Annotated in this window: 14 protein-coding genes; 7 read left to right on the top strand and 7 right to left on the bottom strand. The window is 69.8% G+C overall.

All coding sequences use genetic code 11. From position 1 onward, the window contains the following. Nucleotides 1-66 precede the first annotated feature (66 nt). From HP445_RS07495 to HP445_RS07485, 3 genes are read right to left on the bottom strand one after another with little or no spacing between them, the layout of a single operon-like run. On the bottom strand, nt 67-4338 hold the full coding sequence (locus tag HP445_RS07495) for a type VII secretion EssC family protein (protein ID WP_128780535.1): 4272 nt from the start codon (nt 4336-4338) through the stop codon (nt 67-69). Nucleotides 4339-4375: 37 nt separating this feature from the next. Next, nucleotides 4376-5782: an ABC transporter substrate-binding protein gene (locus tag HP445_RS07490; RefSeq protein WP_128780534.1), complete on the bottom strand. Its 1407-nt coding sequence runs from the start codon at nt 5780-5782 to the stop codon at nt 4376-4378. Continuing rightward, complete coding sequence (locus tag HP445_RS07485; RefSeq protein WP_128780533.1) at nt 5779-8535, bottom strand: hypothetical protein; 2757 nt, start codon at nt 8533-8535, stop codon at nt 5779-5781. The genes HP445_RS07490 and HP445_RS07485 overlap by 4 nt, the downstream gene beginning before the upstream one ends. A 253-nt stretch (nt 8536-8788) precedes the next feature. On the opposite strand from HP445_RS07485, the gene HP445_RS07480 reads away from it, so the two are divergent. After that, nucleotides 8789-9382, top strand: coding sequence for a hypothetical protein (locus HP445_RS07480; protein ID WP_128780532.1), 594 nt, complete (start codon nt 8789-8791; stop codon nt 9380-9382). Nucleotides 9383-9415: 33 nt separating this feature from the next. Here the strand turns inward: HP445_RS07480 and HP445_RS07475 are convergent, their stop codons facing one another. The 4 genes from HP445_RS07475 to HP445_RS07460 form a co-directional block, all read right to left on the bottom strand. Further along, nucleotides 9416-9805 (bottom strand): hypothetical protein, encoded by a 390-nt coding sequence (locus tag HP445_RS07475; RefSeq protein ID WP_128780531.1) that lies wholly within the window; start codon nt 9803-9805, stop codon nt 9416-9418. A 91-nt stretch (nt 9806-9896) separates the two neighbouring features. After that, nucleotides 9897-10139 carry a hypothetical protein gene (locus HP445_RS07470; protein WP_111024129.1) on the bottom strand — a complete coding sequence of 81 codons (243 nt, stop codon included), beginning with the start codon at nt 10137-10139 and terminating at the stop codon, nt 9897-9899. A 538-nt stretch (nt 10140-10677) separates the two neighbouring features. Beyond that, complete coding sequence (locus HP445_RS07465; protein WP_128780529.1) at nt 10678-16092, bottom strand: DUF6531 domain-containing protein; 5415 nt, start codon at nt 16090-16092, stop codon at nt 10678-10680. Between the two features lie 107 nt (nt 16093-16199). Then, nucleotides 16200-16481, bottom strand: a complete 282-nt coding sequence (locus tag HP445_RS07460; RefSeq protein ID WP_017888088.1) for a hypothetical protein — start codon at nt 16479-16481, stop codon at nt 16200-16202. A gap of 207 nt (nt 16482-16688) precedes the next feature. On the opposite strand from HP445_RS07460, the gene HP445_RS07455 reads away from it, so the two are divergent. The 6 genes from HP445_RS07455 (at nt 16689) to pstB (ending at nt 24210) form a co-directional block, all read left to right on the top strand. Then, nucleotides 16689-18854, top strand: a complete 2166-nt coding sequence (locus tag HP445_RS07455) for an RNA degradosome polyphosphate kinase (protein ID WP_027466626.1) — start codon at nt 16689-16691, stop codon at nt 18852-18854. Beyond that, nucleotides 18851-19798, top strand: a complete 948-nt coding sequence (locus tag HP445_RS18905; protein ID WP_071404718.1) for an NUDIX hydrolase — start codon at nt 18851-18853, stop codon at nt 19796-19798. Before HP445_RS07455 ends, HP445_RS18905 begins: the two co-directional genes overlap by 4 nt. 287 nt (nt 19799-20085) lie before the next feature. After that, a complete protein-coding gene (gene pstS, locus HP445_RS07445; protein ID WP_071404717.1) occupies nt 20086-21192 on the top strand; it encodes a phosphate ABC transporter substrate-binding protein PstS in 1107 nt (368 codons plus the stop codon). Nucleotides 21193-21331: 139 nt separating this feature from the next. Next, nucleotides 21332-22282 (top strand): phosphate ABC transporter permease subunit PstC, encoded by a 951-nt coding sequence (pstC, locus tag HP445_RS07440; protein ID WP_071404716.1) that lies wholly within the window; start codon nt 21332-21334, stop codon nt 22280-22282. Between the two features lie 13 nt (nt 22283-22295). After that, nucleotides 22296-23381, top strand: coding sequence for a phosphate ABC transporter permease PstA (gene pstA / locus HP445_RS07435; RefSeq protein WP_111024123.1), 1086 nt, complete (start codon nt 22296-22298; stop codon nt 23379-23381). 49 nt (nt 23382-23430) lie between these two features. After that, on the top strand, nt 23431-24210 hold the full coding sequence (gene pstB / locus HP445_RS07430) for a phosphate ABC transporter ATP-binding protein PstB (RefSeq protein ID WP_027466631.1): 780 nt from the start codon (nt 23431-23433) through the stop codon (nt 24208-24210). Nucleotides 24211-24266: the final 56 nt, after the last annotated feature.

Genomic DNA, 24266 nt, shown 5'->3' with positions numbered 1-24266 from the left:
ACCAGCAGGCGGACTGGAGGCCCGTGGCGGCGTCGCCACGGGCCTCCAGTCCGTCAGTCGGTCGGGTCAGCTGCCTGCGGACGCGGTCTGGACGAGGCGGACGGCTCCGCCGGACGACGCGTAGCCGCGACCCACGGTCAGCGCGACCGGTGCACGGCGCGGGAGCGTGACGCCGAGCAGCTCGCCGTCGTAGTCGACGTCCGGCTGCAGGAGCACGCCGCACCGTGACTTGCGGACGGCGCGGGTCCAGTGGCTGTAGAGCGACCGGAGGTCGGCGGACCGACCGGCGGCGACCACGCACAGACCGGGACGCTCCGTCGCGAGCAGGGTGGCGATCGCCTGGTCGCCGTCGTCGAAGCGTTCGGCGTCATCGATGAGCAGCAGGACCGGACCGCGCTCGAGCCGCAGCCCGGCCAGCAGTGCGGGGACCTCGTCGGGTCCGACGGCGATGCGGTCGAACGATCCCGAGGCGAGCGGTGACCGACGGTCACAGATCGCCCAGACGGCCGGGCGGACGCCCTCTGCAGAGCGCGCCAGTGCCGCCAGCGCCAGCAGGACCGTCGACTTGCCCGAGCGGGCCGGCCCCGCGACGAGCACGTGTTCGCCGTCGTAGACCTCGAGTGCGGCCGGAGCGAGGTCGTCCTCGGCGACCCCGACCGGCAGCCGCCACGGCTCGCTGGAGAAGACCGCACCGGCACCGAGCTCGTCGACCAGGACGGCGTCGGGCAGCCGCCCGACCGCACTCGCCTTCGGAGCGGTGCCGGACCAGCGTTCCGCGAGGCGCTCGACCGCCTGCGCGAGCGGGACGTCGGGCGTCGCTACGTGCGACTGCAGGCGCATGACCGAGTCGATGAATCGACCCGGCACCGGCGGCGGGACGTCCTTGGGGCGGACGCCGATCGAGGCGTAGTCGTACGGGTCCGCCAGGCGGAACATCCACTTCTGGGTGGTCACTTCGTCCATCGCTGACGGCACGGCCTTGGCCCGCGTCGTCGACACGGCGAACGAGATGCCCAGCGCGGGCCCCTCGGCGTAGACGCGGTACAGGGCGTCGAGCAGCAGCTGGCCCTCGAAGTCCTGGTACTCGTCGCGCAGTGCCGCGAGACCGTCGATCAGCACGACGGCACGGCGGCCGCCCGGAGTGGCACGACGGCGCTCGAGCTCGACGCGCAGGTGGCGGAGGAACCGCGCCTGCAACTCCCCCGCGCCGGCTCCGGAGCCGACGTAGGCCGTGGTGTGCGGCAGCCGGGCGAGCGGAGCCAGGTCGCCCGGCCCCATGTCGAGCACCAGCAGGTCGAGGTCGTCCGGGCTCGCCGCGGCGGCGAGCTGCAGGGCGAGGGTGGCGAGTGCGGTGCTCGTCCCGCTGCCGGGGATGCCCATGAGCATGAGGTTGCCCTCGTCGAGGTCCCATCCTGTGGTGACCTGACGCTGGTGGTCGGGGTCGTCCGCCAGGGCGACGGGCACCGTCCGCGACGTGTCAGCGGCGTCGGCTGCTGCCAGCGCACCCAGCTCGACGCGGTCGCCGAGTGCCTCGGGCCAGATCGGGCGCGGCGGAGCGTAGCCGGCGGCGGCGTTCGCCTGCCCGATCGACTCGATGAGCTGGTCGAGGTCGGTCACGTCGGACGCCGTCGGGGCCGGGGCGGGCATCGGCGCGGGAACGCCGAAGACGTCCGTCGGACGGACCGACACCGGCTGTTCGGCGCGTTCGTCACGGGCGCGGCCGGTGACGAGGGCGGTCTGCACCGGGGTGATGTCGTCCTGCCCGAGCTTCACGTAGGCGCGACCGGTCTGCTGGCGACCGATGCCGGCGGCGGCGGGGACGCCGATCACGTTGGTGGAGTCCTCACGGCTCTGCACCCGCAGCGCGACACGCATGTTCGTGTTCGCCAGGATGTCCTCGCTCACCACGCCGGCCGGCCGCTGGGTGGCCAGGATCATGTGGACGCCGAGTGTGCGCCCGACCGCCGCGACGGCGACGAGTGAGGTCAGGACGTCGGGGAAGTCCTTCGCCAGCATCGCGAACTCGTCCACGACGAGGAGCAGGCGCGGCATCGGCTCGTCCGGCTTCGTCGCCAGGTAGGCGTCGAGGTTGTCGATGTCCGCCCCGGCCGCGGCGAACACGCGCTGCCGTCGCTCGAGCTCGGCCTCGAGCGCACGGATCGCCCGGTCGGCGAGCTGCTCGTCGAGGTTGCTGATCGTGCCGATGGTGTGCGGCAGCCGCTCACAGGCGGCGAACGCGGCCCCGCCCTTGAAGTCGACGAGCAGGAAGTTCAGGCGCGTCGGGTCGTTGCGCGCAGCGAGCCCGGCGACGAGCGACCGCAGGAACTCGCTCTTGCCCGAACCCGTCGTGCCACCGACCAGGCCGTGTGGTCCGTCGCGGACGAGGTCGATCTCGAGGACGCCGCTCTCCGACGACCCGATCGGGGTCGAGAAGCCGGTGCGGGCGTCCCAGGCCGCGCGGATCGCATCGGCGGGGCTCGTGCCCGTCGGGGTCCGCGCGACCGTGTCGTCCCCCGCGAGCAGCTCCGGCAGGCGGACGAGCGACGGCAACGACGCACCCGGCACCAGCAGTTCGGGATCGTCGAAGTGCGCCACGCTGCGAGCGCTCCGTTCGGCGGTCTCGGCGCTGAGGCCGGCGAGCACGACGTCCTCGACTCGGGTCCGGTCCTCCGGCCGGTAGACGGTCGCTGCGGCGTCGGCACCGACCGTGATGATCGTCGTGCAGGCCGCGGGGAGCTGCTGCTCGTTGGTCGCGATGACGATCCCGCTCACCCGTCGGGGCTGCTCGCCGGGACGGAGCGACTGTCCGGGCACGGTGCGCCCTTCGCCGAGCAGGTTCCGGGCGGGTGCGTCGCGGCCCTCGGTGAGCACCTCGGAGTCGACCACGACGAGCAGGTTCGGCGTCGGCAGTTCGTCGAGCGACTCTCGCAACCCGCGCAGCACCGCTGCGCTCTGGTCGCGCTGCGCCGACATCCAGCGGGCACCGGTGCTGCTCCCCGCCACACGCGCGTGGGGCAGCCAGGAGGCCCATCCCCAGTCGTCCGCGCGACCGGCGTCACAGAAGATCCCCACGGTGAGGTCCGCGGGCCCGCAGTGCACGGTGGCCTGCGTGAGCAGACTGCGCGCCAGCGCGAGCGCGCCCTCGCGGTCGCCGACGATCCCGACGACGCCGGCGTCGGACAGGTCCGCCACGACCGGTGCAGCGGTGAGGCGACTGTCGGCGATTGCGGCCTTGGCCTCGTCCTCGAGCTTGGACGACGCCGCCCGCTGATCGAGTCCGGGGCGCCACGGTGCGTCACCGGTGCCGGCGTGCAGGCTGAGGAAGTCAGCGTCCTCGGAGCGTCGCTGCCACAGCAGGGTGGTGGGGAGCTCGGCCCGGCGGACGACGGTGGCCGGGTCGGGGACGAGTTCCTGCCGACGGGCCGCCTCGACCGCCGCGGCCTCGGCGATCTCACCGCGGAAGGACTCCACCGCCTCGGCGAAACGGGTGTCCTCCTCCTTCAGGTTCTTCGTCCGCCGGTGCTTCTGTTCGAACCACATGCCGATCGCGGTGACCGGCGACAGTAGCGCGAACAGGGCGAACCGGGCGTCGCCGAGCAGGAGCACCATCGCGCCGGCCAGCACCAGGGGCGCTGCGACCGTGATCCAGCTGAACTTGGACGACTGCGGGACCTCGCGCTTGGCGGGTGGCTCGACGGTCTCGGTCTCGGTGTTCCGTCCGGCTCGGGGCGGACGGTTGAACGGGGCGGTCGCCGCGGGCGTCAGGTTCGCCAGGGACCCCGCGGCCGGCACGGGGACCTCGTCCAGCTCTGGCCGGACCAGCAGCACGGCACCGCCAACGATGACGCTCGTGGTCCCGGTGAGCAGGACGCCCTCGGCATCGATGCGCTCGCCCGCGATCACCGTGCCGTTCGTCGAACCGGCGTCACGCACCCGGACCCCGTCGTCCTCGCGCTCGATCGTGCAGTGCTCCCACGAAGCGCTCTCGGTGGGCAGCACGACGTCGGCCTGCGGTGCCCGGCCCACGACGAGCTTCCGGCTGCGCGGGACCGGCACGACGAGACCCGCGTCGAGTCCGCCGGCGAGGGTGACGCTCCACCCGTCGATCGTCTGCGGACGCTCCCGCGGCGCGCGGCCGATGCGGGATCCCTCGAGCAGGACGAGGTCCCGCAGCGGGGTCGCCGCACTGGTGCGGTGACGGTCGACCGCGAGGGTCGTCTCGGCATCGAGTTCGACGCCGATCGCCGCCGCGATGAGCTCCCCCAGCGAGGACGCGCCGGACCACCCGTCGACCTCGACCGCTTCACGTCGGTCGTCGAGCTCGATCAGCAGGCGCATGCTCGCGGTGTCCTTCTCGGGGTTGTGCGTGGGTGGGTCAGCGTGCGGTGGAGTCCTCGAACCACACCAGCGCGGTGGACTGTGCGGCATCGGATCCGGAGTCGTCGCCGCCGGTGCCGCTCGACGCGGTGTCCGGTCGGAGTCCGAGTGGCTGTGCCGAGGCCGCCAACACCGTCGCGGACGCGCCGAGCGCCTGCTGCCGCGTGAAGTCGAGCGCCGGACCGGCGATGCCCGCCGCGGAGTCGAGGTCGAGCGCGGCGAGGGCATCGGTCACCTCGGAGGGCTCCGTGCTGCCGGCCTTGCCGACCGCGCGGACCAGGGCGACGACGGCATCGTGGCTGCGGGCGTCCGCTGCCCCGGCCACCGCCGAGAACGGCCGGTCGCCCGTCAGGTTCTGGGCGTCGGCATCGTCGGCGAGCACCCGGACCCCACCGAGGAACGCGGACATCGCCCGACCTTCGGCGTCCGAGGAGAGCGCCCGTGCGTCGTCGGTGGCCACCCCGACGGTGCGGAAGGAGCCGCTCAGGCTGCCGCCGGCATCGATGAGTGCGGCGCCGAACGCCGGACTCGTCGCGTCCGGGGTGAGGACGACCGGCACGGTGACGTCAGCGGCCTGCAGCGCCGCCACCAGGGCACCCTGTCGTTGCGCGGACCCGCTGACGACGACAGCGTCCGAGTCCGGCGCGGCCTTCGGATCGGCGTCCGAGGCCTCGTCGGTGCTGTCGTCTGCGTCGGTGGCGCCGGTCCGCGAGGCGATGGTCGCAGCGAGCTCAGCGGTGTCAGCGGTGTCGTCGCCGTCGAGGACGTGCGCCACCCGGAGGCCTGCGGGCGCACCACCGCCGAGGTCCACCAGGAGCGGCGACTTCGCGTCGCCGAGCGCCGTCGTCATCGCGACGCCGATCGACTCGGCGGTCGGGGCGGTCGACCAGGAGTCCTTCTCGGCAGAGGCGTAGGGCACCACCACCGGGATGTGCTTCTCGGCCGCGGTCGTCAGCGCTCCGGACACGTGCTTGCCGGACGACGCGACGACGATGCCCGCGACTCCGCTCTTCGCCAGGGACTCCACCGCCGTCTTCGCGCCCGCGGAGGTCCCGCCGTCGTTCTTCGTGACGAGGGTGATGTCGGTCCCACCGAGCGCCAGTCGTCGCTCGGCGACCAGGGCGCCCTGCGCCGCCTCGTTCCACTCGGAGCCTTCGCCGTCGCCCAGGGTGACGACGACGCCGATCTTCGTGGTGTCGGGGACGTGCTTGACGGTGATCTCCACCGGCACCGTGGCCGGGACGGCTTCGGCCGGAGTGCTGCTGCCGATCGCCCGGAAGGTCAGGACGGCGGCGACCACCGCGGCGACCAGGAGCACCGCGATGGCGGCGATGACCAGCGGACGGCGGTTCCGCGGACGCCCCGCCTCGGTGCCGTCGGACTCGTCGATCGTCTGGTCGCTCATCGGTCCGCCCCGATCCGGAAGGTGTACAGCGTGGTCGAGGTCGCGCTGGACGGCACCTCGAGCTGGAAGGCGGGCAACGTCGTCGCGGCGTCGAGGGAGGCTCGGAACTGCTCCTGCTGGAGCAGGATCCCGGCGACGTCCTCGGCGCGGACGTTCGCGTAGCCTGCGGCGTTCTGCGATGCCAGGGCGAGCTGGTAGTCGGCGGAGTCGGACTTCGCCGCGCTCGTGGCCATCGCGCCGAGGATGCCGGATCCGTTGACCTTGCGGTCGCCCAGGTCGAGCATCACCCGGTTGAGGTCGCCGGTCAGCAGCGTCGAGGCTCCCTGAACGTCGCGCGTCGAGGCGCTCGTGCTCGCAGCGATCTGCTCGAGACTCGAGGCCGTCTGACGGTCGACGGCGGAGGAGAGCTCCGAGCCTTCCTGCTCGAGCGTGCCCTTCTGCTCGTCGATCGTGCCCTTCGAGTCCTTCGTGACCTCGCCCGAGGTGGACCGGAGCCCGGAGATCGACTTGTCGAAGGCCGAGATGACGGCGTCACGGCTGCCCCTCGCAGTCTCGCTGACCTGCCGCACCTGCTGGTCGATGATCTTCTGGACGTCCTTCTCGGACTGGGTCGATGCGTCGGCGAAGGCCTTGCGGACCGCGTCCTGTAGCTGGGTCTGCTGCGTGCTGATCGCGGTCAGCTGGGTGCCGACCACAGCGCTCGACTTCGTTGCCTGCTCGACGAGTTCCTGGAGCTCCTGTGCCGCTCCCTCGACCGAACCACCGTCGTCGCGCACCGCCCGGCGGACCTCGGCGATGCCGTCGTCGAGCGCGTCGACGTCGTCGGACAGCGTCGTGACCGCGGCACCGATGCCGGTCTCGGAGCGGAGATCGGTCGCCGCGACGACCGCGTCCCACTGCTTCGCCTGGTCCGTGAGGCGTTCGTCCATCGGGGTACTAAAGCGTCCACCGGGCCGCAACGTCGTGCCCTCTTCGGCACCGGGGCACGGCGTGGCGGTCAGGTACCCGCGAAGCGCATCGGCCTGCTCGGCGTCGAGCTGGTCCGTCGCCGCGAGGGCGCAGAGCTGGTCGGCGACCTCGAGGTTCTGCGCCTGCATCGAGGTGCTGAACAGACCGTCGCCGGCGTTGCCCACCAGCCCGCGCGCGGCGACTGCCTGCCGGTTCACGGTCGTGACGGCATCACGCACGGGGCCGAGGTCGTCGGCGGTCTGGTCGCGGAGGTCCTGCAACGCCTGCAGGGTGCGCGCGACCTCGCCGGTGCCGTCGGCGCCGAGGGCCTGTACGGCGGTGTCGATCTCGCCGAGCTTGGCGCGCAGCGCGTCCGACTGCTCGATCGCCGTGTCCGCCAGCTTGGGGTCGAGCTGGTCGGCGAGCTGCTGCCCGGTGCTGACCAGACCGATCAGCGAGGTGCTCACCGCACGCGACGAATCCCAGAGCGCGCAGGTCAACGATCCACGGGCCTCCTGGGGGGCGCACGTCGCTGCGTCCGGCGATGCCGGGCCGACGGCGCCCGCCAGCTGCGCACTCACCTGCTGCTTGCACGCTTCGCTCGCATCGGCGTAGCCGGTGAGCTGCGCCGAGACGCGGAGGAGGTTGCCGTAGACGCTGCCGCCTGCTGACGGGGTCTTCGGCGTCGCCGCACAGCCGTTGCCGTCGAGCACCGTGGTGGGGGCGGTCGCCGAAGTGTCACCGAGCAGGCCATCGAGGCTCGTCGTCGTCTGCTGGAGCTGCTGCAACACCGTCGACTGCGTGGCCTTGACCGTCGCACCGAGGTCGCTGTTGAGCGAGCCGAGCTGTCCGGACAGGGACTGCATCGTGCTGGCCAGGGAGGAGCTGCTCTCCTTGAGGCGCTCGGCCGTGCTGACGCCGAGGGTCTCCGACGTCGTCTCGAGGTTCGACCGGACCTCGGTGATGGTGCCACCGGCACGCGCCAGCACCTCGTTCACCTGCGAGATCAGGTCGATCGTGCGGCGCTGGAGCGCGAGTTCGGAGTCACTGTCGGACCCGAAGGCCGCGTTGACGACGCCCGTGGAGGACAGGTCCGTGGACAGCCCGGGCTGCGCGGCGACGTCGATGGTCGGCGCGGCGAAGTCCTCGACGTCGGCGACGAGGTGCAGCGTGCTGCTCGCGCCGGAGGTCGGCGGGGCGAGCAACCGGCCCCACTGGACGACCGCGTCGCCGTCCTCGTTGGTGCTCACGACGCCGTCGGTCGACGAGCCGGAGTCGGCCGAGTCCGTGACGACGCGGTCGGCGGCGGTCCCCGCCAGCACGGTCGACGCCGCGATGCTGAAGGGCGCGCCCACGAGTGCCGGGGTCGAACGCGACGTGCCGGCGACGTCGTAGGTCAGGTTCTTCGAGGTGACCGTCAGGTTCTCGATCGTCAGGTCGATCGACACCCGACCCGAGTACCCGTCGAGGTCGGCCAGGTCCGTGCCGGTCTTCTTCTTGGTCGAGTACTGCGTCGTGATGCGCAGTGGCAGGTCACTCGCGGCCTTCGCGGGGTCGTGCTCCGTCGTCGCGGACGAGGAGTCCTTGCCTGCGACGGAGATCGCAGTGTCCGAGATCGAGGTGATCGAGCCGTCCGCGGCGAGGCGCGTGTCGACGGTCTGCAGGACCCGCGAGGGGTCGGCAACAGGCTTGTCGTCGGAGGTGCAGCCGGCGAGCACCAGCGCAGCGATCCCCGTGACGGCGACCGTCCCCGCGATCCGTCGTCCGGTCCGTCGTGCTCCGGTGTTCCCGGCACGCTGGTTCATCACGGTCTTCCCCCCAAGAGAATCGTCGAGCACATCGATGCTAGTTGCTGAACGGCGCCAGATCCGGGCTGTTCTCCCCCGGGAGCCACCCCCGTTCGGGCCACAGCTCGCTACTGAAATCCAACATAGAGCATCCGTGAGCGCGCTCGGACCTGTCCACAGGGCACTGATACTCTGCACGCATGATCCAGGGGGACCAGGGCGTCACGCCCTTCCAACGTCGGCGCACGAACGCACGACCGGGGGCGGACCGGTGAACATCAACCTGTCGCCGGTGCTCATCGCGCTGATCGCCATGATCGCAATCCCGGCCGCCGTCAGCGCGCTCGTCCGTCAGAACGACCGGAAGCGGCCACCGTCCACCGTCGTGGGCGACGAGGCGCACGGCGTGCTCTTCACCGTCCGTGCGCGCCGGTTCAGCTACCTGCTGCTCCGGATCATCGGGATCGTCGTCATCGTCGTCGGCGGGTTCTTCTTCCTGGTCACGCTCAGCCTGCTCGACGACCCCGACGCGATCGGCATGCTCATCGCCGGCGTCGGCATGGTGCTGTTCGGGATCCTGTTCGTCTACCTCGGCGTCGGGCAGAAGCGCCGTCGCGTCGAGGCGTACGAATCGCAGCTGGTCGTGACGCCGATGTTCCGTGCCGCGCGGACCGTCGACCCGGCGGCGATCAAGCGCATCCGACCCACCACCAACCGGTTCGGCGGGCTCGACATCAAAGTGAACGGTCAACGCGGCGTGATCAGCGTCCTGTCGATCGACGCTGCCTATCCCGAGCTCTGCGCATGGCTCGAGCAGCGGGCGCCGGCACAGTGGGGTGAGTTCGTCGGGACCTTCGGGCGCTGAGCGGCGCGCTGCTGCTGCGCTGGGCCGACGGACCTACCGTGTTCGCACGGGCTCGAAGCTCTTCACGTACACGGCCTGACGGATCGTGTTCAGGAACTCCCGCATCGTGAAGGAACCCTCGCCGACGTCGAACCGGTAGCGCTCCCCCTCGATGACGCCCCGCGCCAGTTCGTCCTCGTTGTCGCGGTTCACACCCCAGGTCTGAACGAGCGTTCCGCAGTCGGACGTCTCGAACACGACCTGCGACGTCGACGAGCCCACGCCCTTCAGGGAGCGAGACGAGTCCGCACTGCTGTGCGCGGAGCTGACGGTGCAGACGACGTGCACCCGGTGTCCTGCGTCGTAGACCTTCAACGTGATCGGCCCGACGAAGAAGCCCAGCAAGGGAACGAGCACGACGAAGGCGAAGACGATCGAAGCCATGATCTTGTCTCGCCGTACGCGTCTTCGCCGTGCGAGTCGTTCAGCCCCGGAGTCTCTCAACTGCCACCCCGATGTCCGTCGCCCGGTGCGGTCAAACTTCACGTCGCACCGCTTCGGAAAAGGCCAACACCAGCGCCCCCAGCTCGCTCTCGTAGGGCCAGCTGTCGGCAACAAGGCGGGCTGTGCCCTGTATCCCCCTGCGGTACGCCGGATGGTCGGGCCGCTGCTCGAACGCGGCGACGAGAGCGGATCGTACGGCGGCTATCTGCACAGCCGACGCGGCATCCTCGACTGCGCGATCGTCGAGTTGCTTGAGCAATTCCGACAATGTCATGTTCTGCCGACGCCGTGCTTGAACGTGGACATCGTCCGTGTCGCTTGCGCTCGAATGCAATCAGCGCTCCAGAACGGAGCCTCAGCAAGGGCTCCGAGCGCTAAGAGATTCCGACGCTGGTAAATCCCCGCGTAGCGAATCTCGCTAGCGAATGCACTATCAACGTTCACTCCCCGCGCGTCATCCCGTAAAAGTCCGGACCCAATCAGCGAACCTCGAATGCCGAGTGAGATCGTATAAGCGTGACAGATCGTCGTGAAACCGTGCGGTCGCCGCCGAATCTGCCCGACCATTTGCGGCGACTATCACCACGCCTCGGGGTCCACCTGCACCGCCGCGCACGGCCCGATGGATCTCCGCAGTCAGGTCAGCTGCATCTTCCGGGGAAGCACTCCCGAGCGCCTCGGCAACATCGGTGAACCATCGCGCCGTCTGCAGATCGTGAGCGAGGCTCAGTGAGTCCGCTACGCTTCTGCACAACTCGATTATTTCCTGCTCAGATGCACGCTTCAACGAAATCGTCCCTTCCGCTCGAACGTCACGGCGTGAGCGACCAGTAGCCCTTGATGTCGACCGCATCATACGCGCGGGGTACGAAGGTCTGGTTCGTCCCTCCCCGGTAGAAGTCGCCGTTGAGCCCTGTCTGCGGTGCCGTTAGCCCCTTGTACGCGGGCATCTTCTGCGTGAACTCACCTGCGAAGCCCGCGTTCTGAATCGATTCCTTGCCGCCGTTGGCCCAGCGAATCGGCAACGCCTTGTCCTCACGCACCTGAGCGATGCTGCGCGGCAGATCCGACGACCAGAATTCTCCGCTGTGGAAGCCATTGACGTCTCCGGAACGGAACATCGTCGTCCCTTCATGGACGTAGGTCGATCGATAGAGGCCCCACTTGAAGGTGCTCGCGTTCTCGCTCGACAGCCACTTCGGCCGGTACGCCGTGAGACCGCTGGACGCGGCGCCGACAACGGCTTGGCTTCCGGTCGCTTGCAGGAACCCGTTGACGGTGTGCGGCCCTGGAGCCGTCGCGTAGTTCAGGGCCCCAGTGCCGCCGCCTTCGACCGCACCGCTGGCGACACCGGTTGCCGCGCGGGCCGCCAGCCCTGTTCCCATCTTGGCTGCCAGAGCAGCTCCAGTCCCAGCGCCCAGTGCACCCGTGGCGGTCCCGATCAGCGCGTCCTTGCCGACTGTGCCCCAGTCGACCGTGCCCTTCTCCGCCTTCTGCGTCGCCACGGAAATCCCACCACTCATCAATCCGCCCGCCAACGCCATCACTGCGATTCCGGCAGGGCCGCCGACGCCGGTCGCCATGAGTGCGACCCCGGCCACGATCGCCGCCCCCGCGACGACGTACTCCCAGTTGTCGTTCCACCAGTTCCCGACGGCAGCGATCGCCCCCTGGTGCGCATCCCGGTACGCCTGCAAGTCCTTGTCCGTCGCTGGCCGCAACCCGAGCGGGTCGACAGCCTGCAACGGATCGTTGCCCGCGTACGAGTACGGGTTCCCAGACCACGCCGCACCCAGGATCGGAGCGAGCGGATCAACCGACAGGAAGCCCCGCGCCGCAGGGTCGTACACACGGGCCCCGAGCCACTCCAGCCCTGCGACGGACACCCCACCCGAGCCGGTCAGGGACACCCCCGCGGGCAGCCCGACGTCGGTGACGGCAGCGAGCGCAGCCCACGGATCCGCAGCATCGGTCGCGCGAGCACTGCGCCAAGCGGGCTGCGTCACGGCAGCGCCGATCGCGGTGACGCCCCCCGGCAGGTCGAGCAGCGACGTGTCGGCAATGCTGATGAGTGACGGCACGACCGCGGCGGAGTCCCACCACGCGGCGACCCCACCCACTTCGGCGAGCTCACCGAGCGCGTCGACCCAGACGTCGAGCCGACCGGTCTCGGCGTACGAGGCGTCGCGGTCGACGACGGCAGCGAGGTACCCCAGGTCGGACCATGCGTACTCGGTGGTCGAACCGTCGGCGGCGGTCCGCCGGGTGCGGCGGCCGAGACCGTCGTGGACGTACTCGGTGCGGCCGGCCTCGGTGGTCGTCGCGACCAGCTGTCCGGCAGCGTCGTACTCGTGGCGTGTCTCGACACCGCCGACGGTCTCGGCGACGAGTCGCCCACCGTCGTCGTAAGCCCACGTCGAGTCCGCGGCGCGCACGAGCTGCCCGGCGGCGTCGTACTCGTACGGCACCGCCCCGGACGGTCCGTCGACCGCGGTGATCCGCGCGTCGGCATCGCGCTTGATGCGTGTGCTGGTGGCACCGTCGAGCGTGGTCGAGGTGTGCGCGACGAGGGCACCTCCCTGGTACGACCACGACTGCACCAGGTCGCCCGTGGCTGCCTGGACGATACGACCCGAGGCGTCGTAGGAGAACGTTCCGGCAGCGGTGCCGTCACGGTCCACCCCGACGACCCGGCCGACGGCGTCGCGACGGTAGGTGGTGCGGGTGCCGTTCGGGTCGACCCGAGCGGTGCGGTTGCCGTCGGCGTCGTACTCCCACGCGACGGACTGGTCGCCGCGGGCTCGGCGGACGAGCAGGCCACGGCGGTCGTGCTGGAGCTCGTGCTCGATCGTCCGGCCTGCACCACGGGTGTGGTCCGACACGACGACAGTTCGGTGGACGGTGTCGCGGGTGATCTCCGACTGCACCGCACCGTCGACGAGCACGGCCCGCTGGTGGCCGGCTGCGTCGTACGTCCACTCGGTGGTGCGGCCGTCGGGATCCGTCTGGCGGATCTGGCGCCCGGCCGGGTCGTAGGCCGCCGTGGTCGTCCGTCCGAGCGGATCGGTGACGGCGACCACGTGGTCGGCGGCGTCGTACTCCCGTCGAGTGGTCCCGCCGGCAGGGTCGGTGATCGTCACCAGGCGCCCGCGCTCGTCGTACTCGAACGAGGTGACCCCGTCGAGACCGTTGACGACCTGGATCAGCTGCCCGGCGGGGTCGTAGCGGAACCGACGACGGCCGAAGCGTGCGTCGTGGCTGGAGACGAGCCTCCCGGCCAGGTCGTAGCGGAACCGCGCGGTGCCGGAACCCGGAGTCGTCTGCGTGACCACGCGCCCGACGGCGTCGTACGTGATCTCCTCGACCTCGCCGGTGGGCAGGGTCCGGGCCACGACACGGGAGTCCGCGTCGTAGGTGAGCGTCGTCCGCGCCCCCGAGGCGTCGGTGGCTGCGGCGGGACGCCCGCAGGCGTCGTACTCGTACGTGGAGCGCGCGCCCGAGGGGGCGACCAACGCGACGACGCGACCGGCGAGGTCGCGCTCGAGTCGGGTCAGTCCGCCTTCGCCGTCGACGAGTTCGACGGGGCGACCGGCGGCGTCGTAGGTGATGAGTTCGGAACCGGTCTCGTCAGACGTGGACTCGACGGGTCGGCCGTACTCGTCGAACCGGACGGTCGCGGTGTCGAAGGCGTCGCGCAGGGTCGCGACGCCGGTCGCGACGTCGTCCGAGATCTCCCGGCGGACGCCCGTCGGGTCGACGGTCGCCGTCAGCTCGCCGACGACGTCGTACTCGCGACGCCAGGTCGCGCCGGCGGGGTCGGTGATGGCCTGGAGGCGCGACAAGGCGTCGTGCGCGAACGTCCAGACCGCGTCGCCCGGCAATGCGAGCTCCGCCAGGTTCCCCTGGTCGTCGAACGTCCGTGAGACGCGGCGACCCAGCGGGTCGGTCGTGGTCGCGAGCTCGCCGTCCGGGGCGTACTCGAGCGTCGTCCGTGCTCCGAGCGGGTCCGTGATCGCAGCGATCCGCGCTCCGGCGGCGTACTCGAAACGCCAGACGGCTCCGTCGGCGTCACGTCGTTCGACGAGGAGCCCGGCGGCGTCGTAGCGGTACTCGCTCCGTGCGCCGGAGGGGCTGATCGCGGCGACCGGGTGACCGGCGGCGTCGCGCTCGATCCGAGCGGTGTCGGCGACGGCGTTGGTGGTCGAGACGAGCTCACCGAACGCGTCGTAGGAAAGCGTCAGGACCACGCCGGTCGGGTCGACGACGTGGGTGAGGGAGCCGTCCTGCCAGGTCAGCTCCGTCCGACCGCCGACCGGGTCGACGATGACCGACGGGTCGCGGTCGTCGCCCACGTACTCGTAGCTCACGACGGCACCGGCCTCGGTGACGACCGTCGTCACGCGGTCCTGGTCGTCGTACCCGTAGGTCAGGTCGCCGCCGGACGGCGTGACGGTCCGGGTCTTCCGGCCTCGGTCGTCGTACGCGTGGACGGTCACCGATCCGTCGCGCTCGGTCGCCGACACCAGGTTGCCGTGCCGGTCGTAGCTCATCGACTGGCGTCGGTCGTCGGAGTCGATGATCCCGACGAGACGCCCCTTGGCATCGGCGATGTAGGAGTTCGACCGCGAGCCGTCGTGGTCGGACACCACCGTGACTCGGCCGGGCAGGTACGCGAAGCGCACCGTGCGGCCGTGGGGGCTGATCTGTTCGACCACGCGACGTTGTGCGTCGTAGGTGTTGTCGACCTCGACGACACCGGCCGCACTCGTGACCGTCGTGATGAGGTCGTCGTCGTTCCAGCCGTAGGTCCGGGTGCCCACGGCATCGGTGACCGAGACGAGTCGGCCGCGATCGTCGTACCCGTACTCGACCCGGCGGCCGTCAGAGGCTCGGAGCACCGCCACTCGACCGTCGACGTGGTCGACGTCGATCGAGCGACCGCGCTCGTGCACTAGGCGCACGACGACGTCGTCGGCGTCCCGCTCGACGCGGACCGCGGTGCCGGCACCGCCGCGCTGTCCGAGCCACAGCCCGGACAGCGCGAAGTCGATGCGCTCGCGCTGGTTGTCGCGGACGACGAGCCGGTCGCCCTCGGCCGCGAGCCAGCGGTTCTCGCCGACGCCGCGAGCCCACCCCTCGCCGTCGCGCGGGAACCGGACCTGGCGGCCGTCGGCCCCGACGAACGACGCGCCTTCGTCGTCGAGGAGCAGGCGGGTCTCGAGGATCGACGCCCACCCCGGACCGAAGAGCCCGACGTGCTGGTCGAGGGAGTTGTACATGCGGGTCACCTGCAGCGCCGCAGATGCACCGGTGAAAGCGAGGTCGAGCTCCGGCTCGAGGAAGTTGCCCGTCGTGGTGTTCACCGGGTCCATCGAGTAACCGGTCGTTGGTTGGGCGCCGTAGGCCGTCGGCGGCTCGAACTGCAGGTCGGTGCGGGTCTGCGAGACTCCGGCGGCGGCCAGGGCTGCGGCGAGCGCGGCGTCCGAGACGGTGGACACGGTGCCTTCTCCCCCGGCTGCCGCGAAGGCGTCGGCGATCGTGTTCGCCCACTTGACGTCTTGGTCGTTGGCCTCGAGCCACTTGTCGAACGCCGTCACGAGACCGTCGGCGTTGATCTTCCCCCACGAGCACTTCGTCGCGAAGTCGTCGAGATTGCCGCGCAAGCCGGCCGGCTTCCCGGAGAGGGCGCTGTTGAGGGACGTCGACCCGGTTGCGAACGAGCGGAGGTCCTCCGGCTTGGCCGAGGATGTCCCGCCGCCACCGCCGCCACCACCAGGGTTCGGGGTCTGCCGTGTCGTCGACTTCGCACTCGCGGGTTCGAAGGTCGGTGCGTCCTCGTGCTTGACCTCGGGCGGGTTGTCGTTGCCGCTGGCCCAGTCGACCGCGACCTCGATCAGGTTGCGATTCTCATGGTGCTCGTACCAGTCACGGGCGGTCTTGCGACGGGCGTTCTCGCGCTCGGCGGCCGCCTTCATCTGGTCGACCCAGCCCGCCACGGTGCGCAGGTTCTTCGCGATGTCCTCGGCGTCGGCCTTCGCGTTCGACGCGTTGTCGGTGAACAGCTGCGAGAAGTGGCCGCGGAACTCCTGCGACGCGGTGTTGACGTAGGACTGCCGCGAGCCGGCCTGACCCTCGATCGACTCAGCCGCGCCGTTCAGCGCCGTGCTGAGTGCGTCGGCCGTGCCGTTGTCGAACTTGACTGGCTCATTGCCGTGCAGGTCAACCATGGTTCATCCCCCGAAGTCGTGCTGATCGTGCTGGTGAAGCGGCCCCACCGACCGCGAACGCCCGGACCGCCGCGAGTGCGACGGTCCGGGCGGGAACAGGCTGGTGCTTACGCGCCGCCACCTGCGGTGAAGATGTCCTGCGAGATCTTGTCGAGCTGCGTGCGGAGCTGCTCGAGCTCGGTCTTCGCCTTGTCGAGGGCGGCCTTGGTCTCCGGCCAGGTCGACCCACGGAACGTCGCCGCGAGCGGGCCGTCCCACACGTTCGAGTCGGAGAGGATCCGGCCCTGGGCGTCGAGCTGGGAGATCTGGTCGGTGAAACCACCGTTGACGATCGACTGGACCTGACGGATGGCGGTCTTGGCCTGCTCGGTCGAAAGGACACGCGACATGATGAACCTCTTTCATTCGTAGCTGCACCCCCGCGCAGTGGAATCCCCCCGGAGGCTCTGACACGGCCCACCATACCCACACTCCCGGGCAGATGTCACCGTCGGTATTTCGTGACCGTTCCTCCACACACCGACGGTTCACCGGCGGTTTCCACAGCGTCCACCGAGGCCCCTCCGGTGGCAGGGGCCGGGTGGCAGGATGTGGGGATGGACACCGAACCGCAGCTCGACGGCGAATCCGTCGCACCCGACCTTGACGACTTCGACGAAGTCATCGAGATCGAGCACGAGTCACTGCCGACGGACCGCTACTTCGACCGTGAGCTCAGCTGGCTCCGGTTCAACCAGCGCGTGCTCGAGCTGGGTGAAGACCGCACGCAGCCCCTGCTCGAGCGGGCGAACTTCCTGGCGATCTTCGCGTCCAACCTCGACGAGTTCTTCATGGTCCGTGTCGCCGGCCTGAAGCGCCGCATCGACACCGGCATCGCCGTCCCGACCAACGTCGGCCGTGCCCCCAGCGACGTCCTGCGCGACATCGCGAAGAAGGCCCACGAGCTGCAGGACCGGCACGCCCAGGCCTTCATCGGGTCGCTCAAGCCCGACCTCGACGCCGCGGGCATCCACATCGAGCACTGGTCCGACCTCGACGAAGCCGACCGGCAGCGGATGCGGGAGTACTTCAACGAGCAGATCTTCCCGGTGCTCATGCCGCTGGCCGTCGACCCGGCGCACCCGTTCCCTTACATCTCCGGGCTCTCGCTCAACCTGGCGGTGCGGGTCCGCAACCCGAAGTCGCAGCGCCAGGAGTTCGCGCGCCTCAAGGTGCCGCAGAACTTCTCCCGTTTCATCAAGCTCCCCGACGACAACTCCGGCCGGATGCGCTTCATCCCGCTCGAAGACCTCATCGCGAACCACCTCGACGACCTGTTCCCGGGGATGGAGGTCCTCGAGCACCACGTGTTCCGGGTCACCCGCAACGAGGACGTCGAGATCGAGGAGGACGAGGCCGAGAACCTCATCCAGGCCCTCGAGCGCGAGCTCCTGCGCCGCCGGTTCGGTCCGCCGATCCGCCTCGAGATCACCGAGGACATGGACCCGGTGACGCTCGACCTGCTCGTGCGTGAACTCGACATCACCGAGGAAGAGGTCTTCCGGCTGCCGTCGCCGCTCGACCTCGGCGGACTGTTCGAGATCTCCAAGATCAACCGTCCGGACCTGCACTACCCGAAGCACGTGCCGACCACCCCGGTGCAGTTCCAGCCGGGTGAGCCGAACACGAAGCCCGACCTGTTCCGCGCGATCAAGGCGAACGACGTCCTGGTCCACCACCCCTACGAGTCCTTCGCCACGAGCGTGCAGGCGTTCCTCGAGCAGGCCGCGGCCGACCCGAACGTGCTGGCGATCAAGCAGACCCTGTACCGCACCTCCGGCGACAGCCCCATCGTCGAAGCGCTCATCGACGCCGCGGCCGCCGGCAAGCAGGTCCTCGCCCTGGTCGAGATCAAGGCACGCTTCGACGAGCAGAACAACATCACCTGGGCCCGGAAGCTCGAGAAGGCCGGCGTGCACGTCGTCTACGGCCTGGTCGGGCTGAAGACGCACTCGAAGCTGGTGCTCGTCATCCGGCAAGAGGGCGGGACGCTCAAGCACTACAGCCACATCGGCACGGGCAACTACAACCCGAAGACCTCGCGCATCTACGAGGACATGGGGCTCTTCACCTCGGACGACACCGTGGGCAAGGACCTCACCCGCCTGTTCAACGAGCTGTCCGGCTACGCCATCGAGAAGAAGTTCAAGCGCTTGCTCGTGGCACCGCTGCACCTGCGGAAGGGCCTGCTCAAGCGCATCCAGACCGAGGCCGCCAACGCCCGCGCCGGCAAGCCCTCGGGCATCCGGATCAAGGTCAACTCGATGGTCGACGAGCAGATCATCGACGCGCTGTACCTGGCGAGCCAGGCCGGGGTGCCGATCGACGTGTGGGTGCGCGGCATCTGCTCGCTCAAGCCGGGCATGGAAGGCGTCAGCGACACCATCCGCGTGCGGAGCATCGTCGGGCGCTACCTCGAGCACTCCCGCGCGTTCGCGTTCCACAACGACGGCGACCCGGCGGTGTTCATCGGCAGCGCCGACATGATGCACCGCAACCTCGACCGTCGCGTCGAGGCCCTCGTGCGGCTGGTCGCCCCGGACCACATCAACGAGGTGCAGGAGATGTTCGACCTGGCGATGGCCGACACCGCCAGCTCGTGGCACCTGGAGTCCGACGGCGAGTGGACGCGGCACTCCACCGACGATGCGGGCCGTCCGCTCGAGGACGTGCAGAATGTGACCATGCGGAAGATCTCGGCCCGGAAGCGCTCGACTCGGTGAGCGGCGGTCCCTCGGGCCCCGTCGTCGCTGCGGGTGCGGTCGTCTGGCGCGAACAGGACGGCACACCCCTCGTGCTGCTCATCCACCGCGACCACCACAAGGACGTCTCCTTACCCAAGGGCAAGGTGGACCCGGGCGAGGCCGTCCCGACGACCGCCGTGCGCGAGATCGACGAGGAGACCGGGTACCGCGTCCACCTCGGCGCACCACTCGGCACCGCCGAGTACGTGCTGCCGAACGGCCGCGACAAGGTCGTGCACTACTGGGCAGCTCGGGTCTCGGCCAAGGAGTACGCCCGCGCCGGTGCCTTCGTGCCGAACCACGAGGTCGCGGCGCTCGAGTGGGTCACCATCGACGACGCCCGCAACCGCCTGACGTACGAGCGGGACGTCGCGATCCTCGACCGGTTCGCCGAACGCGCCGCCGCCGGACAGCACCGCACGTTCGCCCTGATCACCCTGCGCCACGCGAAGACGGTGCCCGGCTCGGACTGGGACGGCCCCGACGCCACCCGTCCGCTGCTGCCCGTCGGCCGTTCGCAGGCCAAGGCAGCCGCGGCACCGGTCGCGGCGTTCGGCCCGAAGAAGATCGTGAGCAGCACGGCGGCGCGGTGCCTCGCGACCGTCGAGCCGCTCTCCGCCGCGACGAAGCTCGGGGTCTCGAGCACCGCCGACATCAGCCAGGACGCCCACGACCGCGGCGCCGCCGACGTCAAGGGCGTCGTCCGGCGCCGGCTCGACAAGGGCAAGACCGCCGTGTTGTGCTCGCACGGTCCGGTGCTGCCCGACATCATCGCCAGGATCGCCACCGCGACCGCCGACGACTCCGGCCGCTTCGACCTGCGCCGCGCCGCGATGCTGTCGGTCGGGGACTTCTCCGTCATGCACATCGCGGGGGACACCCTCGTCGCGGTCGAGACGCACCGCAACACGATCCCGGCGTAACCGGCCACGCGACGGGGCCGCGCCGCGCCCGGGAACGCGATCCGGGCCTCCCGACCGCTCGTCCGCGACCATGCGTGCGCATCTTCCGAACGAGCGCACAATGCCCCCGATCCTGCTCCCTGCGCGGGAGCGGCGCACGCCGCCCCGACGTCGACAACCCCTCGTTCACCTTCCGTTCACCAGCGGGGGTGATTGCGGTCACCTCGCGTCCCTACAGTCGCTCCCGGGTCGGCACCGGCCCAGGGACCGCAGTGGTCCCACTGCATTCCATTCCCGAAGGGACCCCTGTGAACATCAAGCGAATCGGTTCGATCGCAGCAATCGCGATCGCCGGCGCAGTCGTGCTCTCCTCGTGCGCGGCGAACGAGGACGCGGGCAGCACCGAGTCCTCCTCCACCAGCGGCAGCGACTACTCGAAGCTCTCCGGCACCCTGACCGGCTCCGGCTCGTCGGCACAGCAGACCGCGCAGGCCACCTGGGCCGCCGGTTTCCAGAACGAGGCCTCGGGCGTCACCGTGAACTACACCCCGGACGGCTCCGGCGCAGGCCGCGAGAACTTCATGTCGGGTGCCGCGGACTTCGCCGGCTCCGACGCCGCGCTGAAGGACGAGGAGCTCTCGGGCAAGTTCGAGTCCTGCAAGGCGGACACCAAGGGCATCGACATCCCCGTCTACATCTCCCCGATCGCCATCGCGTACAAGGTCGACGGCGTCAGCGACCTGACGCTCGACGCGAAGACCATCGCGGGCATCTTCTCGGGCAAGATCACCAAGTGGGACGACTCCGAGATCGCCGACCTGAACAAGGACGCGAAGCTGCCGGACGCCGACATCACGGTCGTCCACCGCTCGGACGACTCGGGCACCACGCAGAACTTCTCGGAGTACGTCTCCGCGAACGCTTCTGACGTCTGGACCGAAGAGCCCAGCCAGACCTTCCCGTACTCGGTCGGTGACAGCGCGAAGGGCACCTCCGGTGTCGCCTCCGCGATGGGCAACGCCACCAACGCCATCACCTACATCGACGACTCCGGTGCGGGCGACCTCGACCGCGCGAAGCTGATGGTCGGCGACAAGGCGACCGAGATCTCGGCCGACGGCGCCGCGCAGGTCGTCGCCGACTCGAAGATCGCGACCGGCCGTGAGGACAACGACCTCGCGATCGACATCGACCGCAAGGACACCGCTGACGGCGCCTGGCCGCTGGTCCTCGTCTCCTACGCCATCGCGTGCCAGGAGTACAAGGACGCCGACAAGGCCGAGCTCGTGAAGGGCTACCTCGACTACGTCGTCTCGAGCGCCGCTCAGGACGCCGCTGCCAAGGAGGCCAAGTCGGCCGCCCTCTCCTCCGACCTCGCGTCGAAGGCCAAGGACGCGGTCGCTTCCATCAAGTAAGGCCCCCTGAGCGCCCGGACGCCGGTCCCACCCACTCGACCGGCGTCCGGGCACTCAGCCGTCCAGGACCCCACCCGGACGCGCACCACCACCCCAGAACCCGTCGCCTCCCCCGGCGTTCCTCCGACAGGAGTACCCCATGACGACCGCACCGGCCCAGCCAGGGGCCACCGTCACCCCGACCAAGCCGAAGCCCGTCGTCCGTGTCGGCGACCGCGTCTTCTCCGCCGCCTCGGTCATCGCCGGCGGCCTCATCCTCTTCGTGCTCGTGCTCGTCGCCGCGTTCCTCGTCTGGCAGAGCATCCCGGCCTTCTCCGCCAAGGTCGGCGAGCTGCCGGGCAAGGCCACGAACTTCTGGGACTTCGTCGGCCCCCTGGTCTTCGGCACCGTCTGGTCCGCGCTCATCGCGCTCGTGATCGCCGTGCCGCTGTCCCTCGGGATCGCCCTCTTCATCTCGCACTTCGCGCCGCGTCGACTCGCGCCGGTCCTCGGCTACGTGATCGACCTGCTGGCCGCGGTGCCGTCGGTCGTCTACGGCCTCTGGGGCATCGCCGTGCTGGCGCCCCTGGTGAAGCCGTTCTACGTCTTCCTGAACGAGTACATCGGCTGGTTCCCGCTGTTCTCCGGCCAGGTGTCCGGCACCGGTCGCACGATCCTGACCGCGTCGATCGTCCTCGCCGTCATGGCGATCCCGATCATGACCGCGGTCATGCGTGAGATCTTCCTGCAGGCGCCGACCCTCAACGAGGAAGCGGCACTGGCCCTCGGCGCGACCCGCTGGGAGATGATCCGCCTGTCGGTCCTGCCGTTCGCGAAGTCCGGCATCGTCTCCGCGATCATGCTCGGCCTCGGTCGTGCACTCGGCGAGACGATGGCGATCGCGCTGGTGCTGTCGGTCTCGACGAACGTCACGTTCCAGATGCTGACGTCGCAGAACCCCTCGACGATCGCCGCGAACATCGCCCTGCAGTTCGCCGAGGCATCCGGTACGGCCCTGAACGCGCTCATCGCCTCGGGTCTGATCCTCTTCGTCATCACCCTGGTCATCAACATGCTCGCGCGGTACATCGTCCGCAGCCGAGTCAGCTGAGAGGTCGCACCCGATGTCCCTCGCGCTCCGTCAGACCGGCACCGCCGGCAACGTCTACGCCAACGGCAAGCTGCACGCCTCGGTCCCGTGGCTGCTGCTCGTCGGCAGCTGGGTCGCCCTCGTCCTGGTCTTCGCCCTGCTCAACGCGGGCGGCGCCGTCAAGGACTTCAACGTCGTCGCCGCGATCTTCCTCGGCACGGTCCTGTTCGACGTCCTCATCGTCGTCATCTCGCGCATCGTCGAGGGTGGCCGCAAGGCGGTCGACCGCCTGGTCACCTCGCTCGTCATCACGGCGTTCGTCATCGCGGTCCTGCCGCTGGTGTCGCTGCTCTGGACGGTCATCGCCAAGGGCGTCGCCCGCTTCGACGCGAACTTCTTCTCGTACTCGATGCGCGGGGTCATCTCCGAGGGCGGCGGCGCGGTCCACGCCCTGATCGGCACGCTCGAGATCACGCTGTTCGCGGCGCTCATCTCGGTCCCGATCGGCCTGCTCACCTCGATCTACCTGGTCGAGTACGGTCGCGGCGCACTGGCGAAGGGCATCACGTTCTTCGTCGACGTCATGACGGGCATCCCGTCGATCGTCGCCGGTCTGTTCGCCTACGCGCTCTTCGCGCTGTTCCTCGGCCCGGGTGCCCGCTTCGGCCTGGTCGGCTCCGTCGCCCTGTCGGTGCTGATGATCCCGATCGTCGTGCGCTCCACCGAAGAGGTGCTGAAGATCGTCCCGATGGAACTCCGCGAGGCCTCGTACGCCCTCGGGGTGCCGAAGTACCTCACGATCCTCAAGGTCGTGCTCCCCACCAGCCTCGCCGGCATCACCACCGGCGTGATGCTCTCGATCGCCCGCGTCATCGGTGAGACCGCCCCGCTGCTCGTCACGGCCGGCTTCACCGCGAGCATGAACTACAACCTGTTCCGTGACCCGATGATGACCCTGCCGGTGTACGCGTACACGCAGTACTCGCAGCAGGGCGCCAACCCGGTGCCGTTCGTCGACCGGGCCTGGACCGCGGCTCTGGTGCTCATCCTGATCGTGATGCTGCTCAACCTGCTCGCCCGGTTCATCACCCGTCTCTTCGCCCCCAAGCTCAGCCGCTGACCCTCCGCCCCCGCGGAACCAGCGACACCACCCACCCAGAAGGATCAACGTGTCCAAGCGCATCGAGGTCGACGGCCTCAACGTCTACTACTCGAAGTTCAAGGCGGTCGAGGGTGTCGACATCACCATCGAGCCCCGCACCGTCACGGCCTTCATCGGCCCGTCGGGCTGCGGCAAGTCCACCTTCCTCCGCACCCTGAACCGCATGCACGAGGTCATCCCCGGCGCATGGGTCGAGGGCTCGGTCAAGATCGACGGCGACGACCTGTACGGCGCCGGCGTCGACCCCGTGCTCGTCCGTCGTCAGGTCGGCATGGTCTTCCAGCGTCCGAACCCGTTCCCCACGATGTCGATCCGCGACAACGTGCTGGCGGGCGTGAAGCTCAACAACAAGCGTGTCTCCCGCTCCGAGGCCGACGACATCGTCGAGCGCTCGCTGCAGGGTGCGAACCTGTGGAACGAGGTCAAGGACCGCCTCGACAAGCCCGGCATGGGTCTGTCCGGTGGGCAGCAGCAGCGTCTCTGCATCGCCCGCGCGATCGCGGTCGAGCCGGACGTGCTCCTGATGGACGAGCCCTGCTCGGCCCTCGACCCGATCTCGACCCTCGCCATCGAGGACCTGATCGAGGAGCTCAAGAAGGAGTTCACGATTGTGATCGTGACCCACAACATGCAGCAGGCGTCGCGCGTCAGCGACAAGACGGCGTTCTTCAACATCGCCGGTACCGGCGCCCCCGGCAAGCTCATCGAGTTCGACGACACCGCGACGATGTTCTCGAACCCGTCCGTGCAGGCCACCGAGGACTACGTCTCGGGCCGCTTCGGTTGATCGGCATCCGTCCGTCGCACTGACGGACGGCCTGGAGGCCCGGTGCACGTCCGCCA

The organism is Curtobacterium flaccumfaciens, from assembly GCF_013359815.1.
Lineage (GTDB): Bacteria > Actinomycetota > Actinomycetes > Actinomycetales > Microbacteriaceae > Curtobacterium > Curtobacterium flaccumfaciens.
The sequence above is the reverse complement of the archived record's forward strand: the minus strand, read 5'-3'. Positions and strand labels throughout refer to the sequence as shown.

Coding starts and splice junctions, on each gene's coding strand:
- HP445_RS07495 (WP_128780535.1), bottom strand. CDS start 4,338: ATGCGCCTGCTGATCGAGCTCGACGACCGACGTGAAGCGGTCGAGGTC.
- HP445_RS07490 (WP_128780534.1), bottom strand. CDS start 5,782: ATGAGCGACCAGACGATCGACGAGTCCGACGGCACCGAGGCGGGGCGT.
- HP445_RS07485 (WP_128780533.1), bottom strand. CDS start 8,535: ATGAACCAGCGTGCCGGGAACACCGGAGCACGACGGACCGGACGACGG.
- HP445_RS07475 (WP_128780531.1), bottom strand. CDS start 9,805: ATGGCTTCGATCGTCTTCGCCTTCGTCGTGCTCGTTCCCTTGCTGGGC.
- HP445_RS07470 (WP_111024129.1), bottom strand. CDS start 10,139: ATGACATTGTCGGAATTGCTCAAGCAACTCGACGATCGCGCAGTCGAG.
- HP445_RS07465 (WP_128780529.1), bottom strand. CDS start 16,092: ATGGTTGACCTGCACGGCAATGAGCCAGTCAAGTTCGACAACGGCACG.
- HP445_RS07460 (WP_017888088.1), bottom strand. CDS start 16,481: ATGTCGCGTGTCCTTTCGACCGAGCAGGCCAAGACCGCCATCCGTCAG.
- HP445_RS07455 (WP_027466626.1), top strand. CDS start 16,689: ATGGACACCGAACCGCAGCTCGACGGCGAATCCGTCGCACCCGACCTT.
- pstC (WP_071404716.1), top strand. CDS start 21,332: ATGACGACCGCACCGGCCCAGCCAGGGGCCACCGTCACCCCGACCAAG.
- pstA (WP_111024123.1), top strand. CDS start 22,296: ATGTCCCTCGCGCTCCGTCAGACCGGCACCGCCGGCAACGTCTACGCC.